Raw genomic sequence first — 12,199 nt, 5'->3', positions numbered from 1 at the left:
AGCCTTCGCTCGAGGCCCGAGCTAAGGCACCAGCGTCCCGGAGAAACGAGTGTTACCGTGCCGTCAACCGGACTCGGATCCGCGGCGAGAGTCGGGTCGATCTTCCGCGTCGGCGTCGCGATCGCCCTCATCGTCGGTCGGCGTCGGCTCGGCGCTCTCCGCCTGATACGGTTGCGTTCCGGGACCGAACGTCAAGAATACGACGACGCCTATGATGACCACTATCGCGACGACGAGGACCGCGCCGACGACGTCCGTCGCGTCGATTCCGCCGCCGAGAACGGCGGGGTGCAGCGTCTCGAGTGGGAGCGACATCGCCCTCGCTAGTCCGGGCTCACCGATCAGTGTTGGGCCGTCCATAGCGGGGGTCAGTCGGACCTCGAGCAGGCGAGTCGCGACGACTCACGCAGGCCGAACCGGTCTCCCCGTCCGGTCAGTCGTCCGCGATGCGGCTCCCGCCCGGCGGCATGAAGTGTTGAATCCTGTCGGGGCTGGCGATCTTGCGGACGAACGTCTCGTCTTCGAACCGCTCGCGGAACTCGCGGTAGAGCCGCTTGGCCGTGTCCGCCTGCGCGTACTGTCCGGGCTCGAGTTCGATCGTGGTCACCGCCCGTCCCTCGATCGCCGACGGCGGGCCGCCGATGACTCGCGTGTACGGTTCACACTGGATCCCGACCGCCGCACCGACCGCCGTATCGCGGTAGTACGTTCGGTCGCCTCGAATCGCGAACCCGCCCTTCTCGAGGTACTCGCCGCTCTCCGGGGTCTTCGAGACCTGATCGGAGTCGACGGCGTAGACGTCGCCCGCGTAGCGCCCGTCTTTCCAGACGGAGGAGTAGGAGACGGCGAACTGGGCGGCCTCCTCGATGCTCGACTCCGGGAGTTCGATGTCGCTCGAGGACGCCTCGCTGGGGTCGGTCGCTTTCAGCACGGTGACCGGGCCGCCGTGAGCCTGCGTGTGGAGCACCATATCGCCGGGCTCGAGGTACTTCTTGACGAGTTCCTCGTTCTGGTCGGCGCTTCGCCCGCCGATTACGAGGAAGTCGTCGCTGGTCTCGAACCAGCGGAACCGGTCGAACCAGGGCTCGTTTTCGCGGATCGGAATGGACGGCTGGGAGAGCCAGTCACGCGGGGCGGACTCCGCTTCGTCCGACTCGTCTTCCGCCGCCTCCCCGCTCTCGTCGGCCTCCCACTCGTCGCGGCGGCGCTTGGCGTCCTCTAGGTCCTCGCGCGTGTTCTCGATCGCCGCCAGCGCGCCCTCTTTCTTCTCCTCGACTCGCTTTGCTTCGGTGTACAGTCGATCGGCGTTTTGCTCGACACCTTGCTGGGTAACGAGGCTGATTCGCTCGCCGTCGACGTCGATCGTTACCGTTCCGTCGCTACCGTCGACGTCGACGACTGCCTCGGCGGCGTCGATACCCTGTTCAGCACCCTCCTCGAACCGCTCCCTGATTTCGTCCCAGGACCGATCCTGTTCGCGAGCACCACGAATGGTCGAGAGGATGTCGTCGACCAACCCGTACTTCGCGTACAGTAGTTCGGCCTGCTCGCGCAGGGAGTCGGCCTCCTGTTCGAACCCCTCGATCGCCCCCTGCTGTTGCTCGATGATCCGCTCGTGTTTGGCGATCTCCGACTCGAAGTCCGGCCGCTGGTCGGTCGGGTCCGGCTCCTCCTCGTCGGCGAGCTCGAGCCGGAAGAAGTAGTCGTCCAGCGCGGAGAGGAACGAGTCGTAGGGCTCGCCCGCCAGCTCCTCGTGTTCCTCGAGCGGGAACGGCGTCACGTCGACGACCTGTCCGCCGCTCGCGTCGTCGCCCTCGTCGGACTCGTCGTCGCCCTCGAGGTAGAGGCGCGGATCGAAGTTCCCGTTGCGCAGGTCGAGTGCCAGTCGTTCGATCGCCTCGTAGAGCCGATCGTAGACGTCATCGCCGGCGTCGTCGATGTCCATCCCCTTCTCGACTCCGGCGCGGGTACACAGCTCTTCGGCGTAGAGCCCCCCGAAGTTCAGTTGCGTGGCGAGCGTTCGAACCACGTCCGTATCGGAGTCTTCCATCTCGTGATCGAACGCCTCGCGGGAGATCGTCAGCGGGTTGGTCCGGGTGTCGGGGAACTCGTAGCGCGAGCCCGGAACGACGGTTCGCGATTTCAGGCGCACGGTCTCGAGGCAGTCGATCACCTCGTACTCGCCGTCGGTGACCGCGACGTTGCCCTGACCGAACAGCTCGACGATGATTCGGGTCGTCCCGTCGTCGCGCTCGAAGACGAACTCGAGGATGCGATCGAACTCGTACTGTTCGACGCCGGCGAAGTCGGCTCCGGACAACCGGTTCCGGAGCATCATCGCGAACTGCGGCGGGCGGCCCGGCGCATCGGGGACTCGCTCGGGGGCGACGGTGTGGGCTCGCTTGACCTCGCCGACCTCGAGAATTAGTTCCATGCGGCCCCGATCGAAGTCCCGCATCTTGAGGCGGACGAGATCGTCGCCGTAGAGGTAGGCTTTGTCGACCTTCGCTCCCTCGTAGGCACCGAATTCCCCGACGAGGGCGGCGAGATCGACGCTCGTAAGCTCCCGCTTTGGATCCATACTGCACACTGCCCGGTCCGGTCAAAAAGACGTGTCGCTCCGACGCCGGCGACAGTTCGACGATTGTGCTCCGACCTGGGCACAACTCGCGAGACCGTAGCCGAGGTCGGAAAACCTAATCCCCACCGGCACCCAGTACCCGACATGGACGACGATATCGGTGGCGCCACCTGCGATTCGACCGGGTCGATATCGCGCGACGGAGACGCGTGCCGAGCACGCATGTCACGGGGAGGGACGGCCGTATGAGCGCGGACGACGAACAACCGTGGGAGAACGTCTCCCAGTTCCCGGACTTCCTCGACCACCTCCACAACCAGGGCGGCGCAACCGTCAGCGGAATCATCGATCGGATCGACGCGGACGTCGACATGGACGGCGTCGTCTACCACGACCGCGGGATCCGATCACCGGGCTACGACGCGACCTTCGTCCCGGAACAGGAGGAGTCGCGGATGCGGCCCGCGTTCAGCGTCGAACTCCATACCGTCGGCCCTCGCAGCATCTGGGCGGTGTTCGACGCGACGCTCTCGTGGGACTTCTACCTCCTCGAGACCGACGACATCGCGGCGATCGCCTGGGTGAGCGACGAGGAGTACAACGCCGAGGAAGCGGGGATGTTCCTGTCGAAACACGAGGCCCTCGCCGCGGGCCGGTTCTCGTTCGGCACCTTCATCTACGGCGGCGAAGAGTGGCAGGAACAGCGCGATCTCATCGACGGAACCGACACGCCCGCGTTCCTCCAGCGCGACGACGGCAGCACGCTCGTGCCGACCAGCCAGTCCGATTTCTACAACGTCGTCAACTCGACCCCGGAGGACTTCCGAACGAACGGCGGCGGTGCCCCCGCTCACCTCGGCCTGCTCGAACTCGAAGTGACGATCGACTAGGAACCCGCTCTCGGTTCGCCCGGGGCGGCGCGGCCAGAACCGTATTCGGTCAGTGATATCGGCTTCGCAGTTGAGGCTATCGCCAGGTCGGCACTCACGCGGTCGGGCCGGAATCGAGAGGTCTCCGATCGTCGACCCTCGACTTGTTCTCGCGGACCGAACCGATACACCCGGGCCCACCCCCGAGCGAGTTCGATCCGTTGCCGGCGCTCGTTCTATCGAATACCGAACGCGGCCAGTCGACAGCCGACAGCAGGTGTCTCCTCGAGTCGGTCAGCGTCGACGTCCGGAGTGACCGATCCGAGAGTGGGACCGTCCTGATGCCGACGAAGTATAAAAGGGGTCCGGGTGGTGAGCGTGCCGAACCGTCGCTCCAGGGGATCGAGCGAACGGGCGGGTGGAATCGGCACGCTCGGACGAGGGGCGATCAGAGTACCGCTGTCGAAGTGGGGTGCTGACAACGGTGCCGACGGATGTCGGCATCAAATATTACCGATTCACACCATATAAATTTTTTCGTATTTCTCTTCTCCGATAATAATGAGGGCCAGCCATCGGATCCGGAGGAGGGCAGAAATCGACGACCGGACGACCGCCAGCGGCGATGGAACCGACGGGGTTTCGTCGGTGATATTCTACAGACGTTTGCTAACGTACGGTCCGTCCTGATGGTAGCCGAGTTTGGTGCGGTAGTACTCGCGAGCGCCGATGCCGGAGATCACGCTCACCTTGTCGTAGCCGGCGTCGGCGGCGAGCTCCTCGGCGCGGTCCATCAGCCGGCGACCGTAGCCCTGATGCTGGTGCTGGTCGGTCTCTCCCTCGTCACCCATCGCGACCTCCGAGCCGTAGACGTGGAGTTCCCGGACCAGCGCCGTGTTCTCGAGTTCGGGCCGGACCGGGTCGTTGGGGAACCGAAGCCGACAGAAGCCGACGAGGAGGTCCTTCTCGAAGTCCTCGAAGGAAATGAAGTGTTCGGTGCCGCCGCAGGCATCGTACGTCATCACGTCGAGTTCGACGTTCTCCGCGGTCTCCTCGTGCATTCCGGCCTCGCGACAGCGGATGCACTCGCATTCCCAGCCGTGCTCGTCCATGCGCTTGCGGGCGAGCTGCCGGAGGTTGGACTTCCAGACGCCGGCGTCGATAAAGTCAGCCGGAATGTCGCGCTGGACGCGCTGGAGTCGGGTGTAGCGGGGGATCATGTCCTTGATCTCCGCGATCAGATCCGCCGCCTCGTCGTTCGAGAGGGGTTCGTACTCGTCTTTGTGCCACCAGTCGTAGGTCGCAGTGCCCCGAACCACGAGCGTCGGATAGATTTTCAGGTAATCGGGCTTCCACTGCTCTTCCTCGAAGAGCCGCCGGAAGTCCTCGAGACACATTTCCTTGCTCATCCCGGGCTGGCCCGGCATCATGTGGAAGCCGACCTTGAACGCCGAGTCCCGCAGTCGCTGGTTGGCGTCGATCGACTCTTGCACGCCGTGCCCGCGGTGCATATCGCGATTGATTCGTTCGTAGGTCGTCTGGACGCCGACCTCGACTTTCGTCCCGCCGAGGTCGAGCATCCGATCGATCTGCTCGGGATCGCACCAGTCCGGCTTCGTCTCGAACGTCGTCCCGATGTTGCGGATGTCCGCCGTCTCGTTTTCCGCGATGACGTCCTCGAGGTACTTCCAGTCGTACTCCTCGGGGTCCTCCGCGAAGCTGACGCCCTGGGCCGGCTCGGGCTCCTTGTCGACGTCGTAGTCGTTCATCGCCTCGAGCGCCCGCTTGACGAACCACTCCTGATAGTCGTGGCTGCGGGCGGTCATCGTTCCGCCCATCAGGATCAGTTCGACCTTGTCGACGGGGTGGCCGATCTGGCGCAGCTGCTCGAGGCGCAGGGTCACCTGCCCGTAGGGATCGTAGTCGTTCTGAACGCCGCGGGCGGCGGCGGGCTCCTCGCCCGTGTAGCTCTGTGACGACGAGAACTCGGAGTCGGGACCGCCGGGACAGTAGAGACACTTGCCGTGGGGACACCGCTCGGGCGAGGTCATGATCGCGACCGGCGAGACGCCCGACGCCGTCCGAACCGGCTTGCGCTGGAGCACGGGTTCCAGGTCCTCTCGATACTCCTCCGGCGCGTAGTCCAGCAGCTCGGAGTTCTTCGGCACCTTCGGTGCCGAGTGTTCCGAACAGGCCTCGAGTTTGGCTTTCTCGACCTCGTCGCGTTCGACCTCGCCGGCGAGGATTCGCTCGACGAGCGTCTCACAGACCCGTTCGAACGCTTCGGTCTCGGTCGGTTCTGTCGTCTCGGTACTCACTACACGTGAATCGTCGCCGTTCGCGAATAAGCGTGTCGGAGTTCTCCATTCCGAAGCGGAGGCACCGACGGACGAGCGATCACCGCGGATCGCCATCGATTCCCCGTACCGGTCTACGTTCCGAAAGGTAATCTCTTAAGGGACGTCTCGCCCTACTTCCCGCGTACCGAATGTCTCCCGACCTGGCGATCGTCATCGCCGCGGTCGCGTTGCCCTTCGTCGCCGCAGCACTCACGCCGGTGTTCTTCCGCGTGCTGGGTGAGGGAACGGGTTTCGCCGGGACCGCCGTCGCACTGACGTCGTTCGGACTCCTCGCGACCCAGTACGGACGGGAGGGCGTCGTCGGCCTGCCCTGGATCCCGTCCCGGAATATCGCACTCCAGTTCTACGTGGACGGCTGGGCGCTGCTGTTCGCGCTGTTGGCCTGTGGGATCGGGGCACTCATATTCACCTATTCCCCCGCGTACATGCACGGCGAGTCCGGTCTCGTCAGGTACTATGCCGCGTTGTTCGCCTTCATGGGATCGATCGTCGGCGTCGCGCTCGCCGCCGATCTGATCGCGATCTTCCTCTTCTGGGAGCTCACCAGCCTCGCGTCGTTCGTCCTGATCGGCTACTACACCGCCGACGACTCCTCGCAGTACGCCGCCCGGATGGCCATGTTCATCACCGTCGGCGGCGGCCTCTTCCTGCTCGTCGGCTTCCTCCTGCTCTCGGTCGTCGCCAGCGATATTCTCGGTACGGGCGCGGCGTTCGACCTCACCGCGATGCTCGAGAACTCCGACGCGATGCAAGCGGCCCTGCGAGATCGGGGGCTGTTCCTGCCGGTACTGGGCTTGCTCGCGATCGGTGCGGGGACCAAGTCCGCGCAGGTCCCGCTGCACTTCTGGCTGCCCAACGCGATGGCAGCACCGACGCCGGTCTCCGCCTTCCTCCACTCCGCGACGATGGTCAAGGTCGGCGTCTACTTCGTCGGACGGACCCGACCGATGCTCGTCAGCGCGGAGTGGCTGTTCCTCTTCGCGACGCTCGGATTGACGACGATGACGGTCTGTGCGATTCTGGCCGTCGCGTCGACGGACATCAAGGAACTGCTCGCCTACTCGACGGCGAGCCACCTCGGACTGATGATCGCCGGCTTCGGTTTCACCTCCGTCTACGGCGCTGAGGCGGGCGTCTTCCACCTCCTCAACCACGCCCTGTTCAAGGCCGCGCTGTTCCTCGTCGCCGGTATCGTCGCCCACGAAGCCGGCACTCGAGAAATCGACGAACTCGGCGGCCTGCGCCACGATCTCCCGATCACGGCGGCGATTACGACGGTCGTCGCGCTCAGTATGGCCGGTATCCCACCGTTCAACGGGTTCTACTCGAAGGAGTTGCTCTTCGAGGCCGCCGTCGAGGCGAGCCACCACCACGATATCGGGATTCTGGGCTGGCTCTACCCCGCCGTCGCCGTCTTCGGGAGCATCTTCACCGTGTTGTACTCGCTGAAATTCCTCTCGCTGTTCTTCGGCAACCGACCCGACGGGCTCGGTCAGGTTCACCGCCCGCCCATCACGCTGCTGATCCCACCGGCCGTCCTCGGCCTCCTCGCTGCCTTCGTTAGCGTCGATCCCCAGCAAGCCGTCGACCTCATCGTCCAGTCCGGCCTCGAGGCCACGGCGGTCGATCCCCACGAGATGCACGTCGGCATTCCGACCTCGTACTCGCCCGCGCTGGGTATGAGTGCCGTCACGATCGGCATCGGCCTCCTCGCGTATCCGGCCTACGGCCGCCTCCACGACGGTATCCGTGCGATCCCGAGCGCAGTCCCGCAGGTCGGCGCGAACTGGTGGTACGATACCGTCGTCGACGGCCTCAGCGACGAGGGCCGACGGTTCGCCGAGACGGTCCACAACGGCATGCTCCGGACGTACGCGACGTGGACGCTGGGAGCGACCTGTGCGCTCGCACTCGCCGGCTTCGTCGCGGCCGGTGCGATCGAGCCGACCGCGCTCGGGCTCGAGGTCACAGTTCCGATCGCGCTCGTCTTGCTCGTCGCGGTGATCGGTGGCGTCGCCGTCGTCACGTCCGAGTCACACATCGCTGGCGTCCTCACGCTCTCGATTCTGGGATTCATGGTCGCCATCTTCTACATCCTCGCGAGCGCGCCCGACCTCGCGCTGACCCAGCTCGTCGTCGAGACGCTCGTCCTCCTCATTTTCCTGCTCGTGATCGAGGAGATCCCCGAGTACTACGAGGTCGGGATCGGACGGGTCGCCCGCGACGCCGTCCTCTCGGTCGCCGTCGGTGCGACCGCGTTCGTGACGGTGCTGGTCACCACCGGCGCTCGTCCCGACGGCCCGACGGAGATCGCCCGCGGCTACGCCGAGCAGGCGGTCCCCCTGGGTGGCGGGACCAACATCGTCAACGTCACCCTCGTCGACTTCCGCGGGTTCGACACGCTGGGCGAACTCGCCGTCGTCGCACTCGCCGCGATCTCGATCCTGACGCTGGTCGCCATGCGCGGTCGCGACGAGGGACGGATCGGTCCGAGAGGAGGGGACCGCCCCGACGAACCAGCCGGGGCTCGCAGCGACGGCGAACCGTCCGGAGGTGACGACGAATGACGACGGTTATCATGCGTACGACCGCGCGAGCGATCGTTCCGATCATCCTGGTCGTCGCCATCTCGCTGTTCTTCGAGGGGCACAACCTCCCCGGCGGCGGGTTCATCGGCGGCGTGCTCACGGTGACGGCCTTCGCGATCATCTACATGGCCTTCGGTCTCGATTTCCTCGAGCGAGGGATCCTCGGCCGCGACGTCGACCCCGGTAAGGGGCCGTCGCGGGATCGAGTCGTCGTCGCGTACCGCCGCCTCTTCGCCTACGGCTTCGCGATCGCCGTCGTCAGCGGTCTCGTTCCGCTGCTGTTCGGCCAGCCGTTCCTCTCGCAGACCTTCGTCATCCTCGAGGGGATTCCGATCTACGATCACCTCGAGGTCGCGAGCGCGCTCGCCTTCGACTTCGGGGTCTACTGCGTGGTCGTCGGTGGGCTCCTCACGATCCTCTCGGTGGTGGGTGCCGAATGACGGGGGTCGTGCTCGCCGCCGCGATCGGTGCGCTGTTCGCCCTCGGGACCTTCCTGCTCCTGCGGCGGGACCTGATCCGAGTCGTCTGGGGGCTGGCGATCATCAGCCAGGCCGCGAACGTCTACCTGCTGACGATGGGCGGAATCGCGCCGGCGACCGCCGACTCGGTGCCCGTCCTCGCCGGCCACGGCGAACACGTGCCGGTGACGGCCGATCCGCTGGTACAGGCGCTGGTGTTGACCGCCATCGTCATCGGCTTCGGGATGACCGCGTTCGCGCTCGTGCTGTCGTATCGGGTCTACGAGGAACACGACACGCTGGACGTCACGGAACTGGGTGATCGCGAATGACCGTGGTGACGACGAAGACGACGCTATCGATGATGAACGATCAATGGCGGACGCCGGCGGAATCGACGGGTGATCGACGATGACGGCGACGCCCGGCGGAATGGAATCGCAGCTCGTGATCGCGCCGATGGTGGTCGTCCTCCTGACGGCTGTCGTCTCGCTATTGCTGAGTCGGCGGCCGCGGGCTCGAGCCGCCGTGAGTATGGCCGGCGGTGCGGCCTACGCGGTCGCCGTCGGGGCGATCGACTGGTATATCGTCCTCGCGCCGGACGCGCCGGGGATCGCGACCTACCAAGTCGGCGACTGGCCGGCCCCCTTCGGCATCACCCTGGTCGCCGACGGGCTGTCGGCGTTCATGCTGACGATGGTCGCGGTTCTGGGGGTCGCGTCGCTGGTCTTCTCGACCAGACACCTGCCCGGCGGTCAGGGCCGCAGCTACTACTTCCCGCTCTTTCACTTCCTCGCGCTGGGCGTCACCGGCGCCTTCCTTACGGGGGACCTCTTCAACCTCTTCGTCTGGTTCGAGGTCATGCTGATGGCCAGTTACGTCTTCGTCGCCTACAGCGGCGGCCCACAGCACACCCGCGCCGCGTTCTGGTACGTCGCGCTCAACTTGCTCGCCAGCGCCATCTTCCTGCTCGGCGTCGGCGGGATCTACGCGACGACGGGAACGCTGAACATGGCCGATCTCGCCCGGCGACTCGCCGATCCGGCGGCCTTCGGACTCGATCCCGTTCCGGTCGTCGGTCTCCTCGGCTTACTCCTGTCGGTGTTCGCCATCAAGGCCGGCCTCGTTCCCTTCCAGTTCTGGATCCCGACCGCCTATCGAGCCGCCCCGCCACAGATCACCGCGTTGCTGGCCGGCGCGACGAAGAAGGTCGGGATCTACGCCATCATCCGACTCTCCTTTACGATCTTCGCCGGTGCGGAGGTCGCCGTCGACCTCCCGATCCCGCTGCTGGGGCTGTCGATCGCGGGCGACTCGCCGCTCCCGTTCGTCGGCGCGGCGCTGTTCCTCATGGCCGGTGCCAGCATCCTCGTCGGCGGCATCGGTGCCGTCGGCCGCGACTCCATGGAGGGCGTCTTCGCCTACTCGAGCATCGGGCAGGTCGGCTTCATCGCGATCCCGGTTGCGATTGCCGCAACGACGACCGATCCGGGGCTGCGCGAGCTCGCAATCGTCGCTGCGCTGGTGTACGCGCTCAATCACACGCTGGCGAAGGGACTGCTCTTCCTCGCGGTCGGCGCGGTCCGATCCGCGACGGGGACGAGCCGCTTCGCCGATCTCGGGGGGATAGCGAGCCGCTCGCCCCCGCTGGCGATCGCCGTGTTCGTCGGCTCGCTCGCACTCGTCGGGATCCCGCCGCTGTCGGGCTTCTTCGGCAAGTTCCTCGTGTTCGAAGCCGCGGCGAAGGCGAGGGCTGGACCCGTGCTCGTCCTCCTGCTCGTCGGCTCGCTGTTGACGATCGCCTACGTGACCCGTACGTGGAATCAGAGCTTCTGGGGGGCGCAAACGGACGCCGTGGAGACGGCGACGGTCGATTCCGTGCAGGTGACCGTGCTCGTCCTCCTTACAGCGACGATCGTCGCCGTCGGCGTCGGCTTCGAACCGGTCTACGCCTTCGCGGAAGCCGCGGCGGAGGCCGCACTCGACACGGAAGGCTACGTCGACGCTGTCGATCCCATCGATGCGAGCGAACTGGACGACTTGAGCGGAGGTGACCACTAATGAGAGTTCGAACCTGGCCGATCGTCGGCGTGGTCTTCGCGGTCCTGTGGGTGTTCGTCGTCGGACAGTCCCTCACCCCCTCGTCGCTCGTCGGCGGATTCCTCGCCGGATTGATCGTCGGGCTCCCGGTCGCGTACGTCTTCCGGCGGCTGTACGGCAAGTACCTCGACCTCGGTCGCGGAGTCCGCGTCCTCCCATACGCCGGGCTCTATCTGGGCGCGTTCACGTGGGAACTCCTCCGGGCGAACGTCGACGTCGCCTACCGGGTGCTCTCGCCGGGCATGCCGATCGAACCCGAAGTGATCCTGGTCCCGCTCCGCGTCGAATCCGATGTCGCGATCACCGTCATCGCAAACAGTATCACGATCACGCCCGGCACGGTGACGCTGGACTACGACGACGAAACCAATTCACTGTACGTCCACGGCGTCAACGGCCAGGATCCCGACGCGATCGCCGAGCCGATCCGCACCTGGGAAGACTACGCCCTCGAACTGTTCGACGAGGACGCGTCACCGTCGGATCCGCCGCCGGAGATCGTCGTCTCCGGCGGGGAAAGAGACAGGACCCCGGACGGACAAGGCGGGGGTGACGACGATGACTGACGCGACCCCGGCCGTCCTCGAGACGGCGATCCGCGGCGCTCTCGTTCTCGTCAGCGGGCTCTGCGTCCTCTGTGGCTACCGCGTGATCCGGGGACCGACGAATCCGGACCGCGTGGTCGCGCTGGACGCCATCGCGACCAACGTTGTCGCGATCGCCGTCCTGTTCGCGCTCCTGACCGGGCGCGGGCTCTTCGTCACCGTGAGCCTCGTGCTCGCGATCATCGGCTTCATCGCGACGGTCGCCGTCGCCAAGTTCGTCACCGACGGCGAGGTGATCCAGTGATCCACACCGTCGTCGTCATCGCGCTGGTCGTCGTGGGTGCCTTCTTCCTGACCGTCGGCACGATCGGCCTGCTCCGCCTGCCGAACGTCTACAACCGAATGCACGCCACGAGCAAGCCCACGACCCTGGGCACCGCCGCGATCTTCATGGCCGGCTTCGTCCAGTTCGGTCCCGGCAGCGAGGGGTTGACCGCGCTCGTCGGGATCGTCTTCCTCTTCCTGACGGTCCCGACCGGGTCGCACATGATCGCCCGCGCCGCCGAGAAGATCGGCATCCCCTTCCTCGGCAGCGTCACCTGGCCCGACGCGTCGGCGGTCGAGCGACCCGACCGCCCCGAGCGAACGGACGAGCCCGAGACGAACGACGACTGAGTCCGATTCTCGCAGATACCCTG

The 12,199-nt window shown here is 66.0% G+C and carries 11 protein-coding genes; 8 read left to right on the top strand and 3 right to left on the bottom strand.

Annotated features, from left to right (window positions below):
* Window positions 1-63 precede the first annotated feature (63 nt).
* Window positions 64-315: a hypothetical protein gene (locus LDB05_RS05490; protein WP_226006920.1), complete on the bottom strand. Its 252-nt coding sequence runs from the start codon at window positions 313-315 to the stop codon at window positions 64-66.
* A 118-nt stretch (window positions 316-433) separates the two neighbouring features.
* On the bottom strand, window positions 434-2,581 hold the full coding sequence (rqcH, locus tag LDB05_RS05485; RefSeq protein ID WP_226006919.1) for a ribosome rescue protein RqcH: 2,148 nt from the start codon (window positions 2,579-2,581) through the stop codon (window positions 434-436).
* Between the two features lie 245 nt (window positions 2,582-2,826).
* Between rqcH and LDB05_RS05480 the strand changes: the two genes are divergently transcribed.
* Window positions 2,827-3,471: a hypothetical protein gene (locus LDB05_RS05480; protein ID WP_226006918.1), complete on the top strand. Its 645-nt coding sequence runs from the start codon at window positions 2,827-2,829 to the stop codon at window positions 3,469-3,471.
* 635 nt (window positions 3,472-4,106) lie between these two features.
* On the opposite strand, the gene LDB05_RS05475 is transcribed toward LDB05_RS05480, so the two are convergent.
* Entirely contained in the window at window positions 4,107-5,768 is a 1,662-nt protein-coding gene (locus LDB05_RS05475; RefSeq protein ID WP_226006917.1) for a tRNA uridine(34) 5-carboxymethylaminomethyl modification radical SAM/GNAT enzyme Elp3, read from the bottom strand.
* 170 nt (window positions 5,769-5,938) lie between these two features.
* Here LDB05_RS05475 and mbhE point away from each other — a divergent pair, with 170 nt between their 5' ends.
* The 7 genes from mbhE (at window position 5,939) to mnhG (ending at window position 12,176) form a co-directional block, all read left to right on the top strand.
* Complete coding sequence (mbhE, locus tag LDB05_RS05470; RefSeq protein WP_226006916.1) at window positions 5,939-8,377, top strand: hydrogen gas-evolving membrane-bound hydrogenase subunit E; 2,439 nt, start codon at window positions 5,939-5,941, stop codon at window positions 8,375-8,377.
* Complete coding sequence (locus tag LDB05_RS05465) at window positions 8,374-8,838, top strand: MnhB domain-containing protein (RefSeq protein WP_226006915.1); 465 nt, start codon at window positions 8,374-8,376, stop codon at window positions 8,836-8,838. The genes mbhE and LDB05_RS05465 overlap by 4 nt, the downstream gene beginning before the upstream one ends.
* Window positions 8,835-9,188, top strand: a complete 354-nt coding sequence (locus LDB05_RS05460; RefSeq protein WP_226006914.1) for a sodium:proton antiporter — start codon at window positions 8,835-8,837, stop codon at window positions 9,186-9,188. The genes LDB05_RS05465 and LDB05_RS05460 overlap by 4 nt, the downstream gene beginning before the upstream one ends.
* A gap of 79 nt (window positions 9,189-9,267) precedes the next feature.
* Window positions 9,268-10,917: a complex I subunit 5 family protein gene (locus tag LDB05_RS05455; protein WP_226006913.1), complete on the top strand. Its 1,650-nt coding sequence runs from the start codon at window positions 9,268-9,270 to the stop codon at window positions 10,915-10,917.
* The gene (locus LDB05_RS05450; RefSeq protein ID WP_226006912.1) at window positions 10,917-11,522 is read left to right on the top strand and encodes a Na+/H+ antiporter subunit E; all 606 of its coding nucleotides are present in this window, start codon (window positions 10,917-10,919) and stop codon (window positions 11,520-11,522) included. Before LDB05_RS05455 ends, LDB05_RS05450 begins: the two co-directional genes overlap by 1 nt.
* Window positions 11,515-11,805: an MrpF/PhaF family protein gene (locus LDB05_RS05445; protein ID WP_226006911.1), complete on the top strand. Its 291-nt coding sequence runs from the start codon at window positions 11,515-11,517 to the stop codon at window positions 11,803-11,805. The genes LDB05_RS05450 and LDB05_RS05445 overlap by 8 nt, the downstream gene beginning before the upstream one ends.
* The gene (mnhG, locus tag LDB05_RS05440; protein ID WP_226006910.1) at window positions 11,802-12,176 is read left to right on the top strand and encodes a monovalent cation/H(+) antiporter subunit G; all 375 of its coding nucleotides are present in this window, start codon (window positions 11,802-11,804) and stop codon (window positions 12,174-12,176) included. The genes LDB05_RS05445 and mnhG overlap by 4 nt, the downstream gene beginning before the upstream one ends.
* Window positions 12,177-12,199: the final 23 nt, after the last annotated feature.

This window comes from Natrinema salinisoli (assembly GCF_020405205.1).
Lineage (GTDB): Archaea > Halobacteriota > Halobacteria > Halobacteriales > Natrialbaceae > Natrinema > Natrinema salinisoli.
The sequence above is the reverse complement of the archived record's forward strand: the minus strand, read 5'-3'. Positions and strand labels throughout refer to the sequence as shown.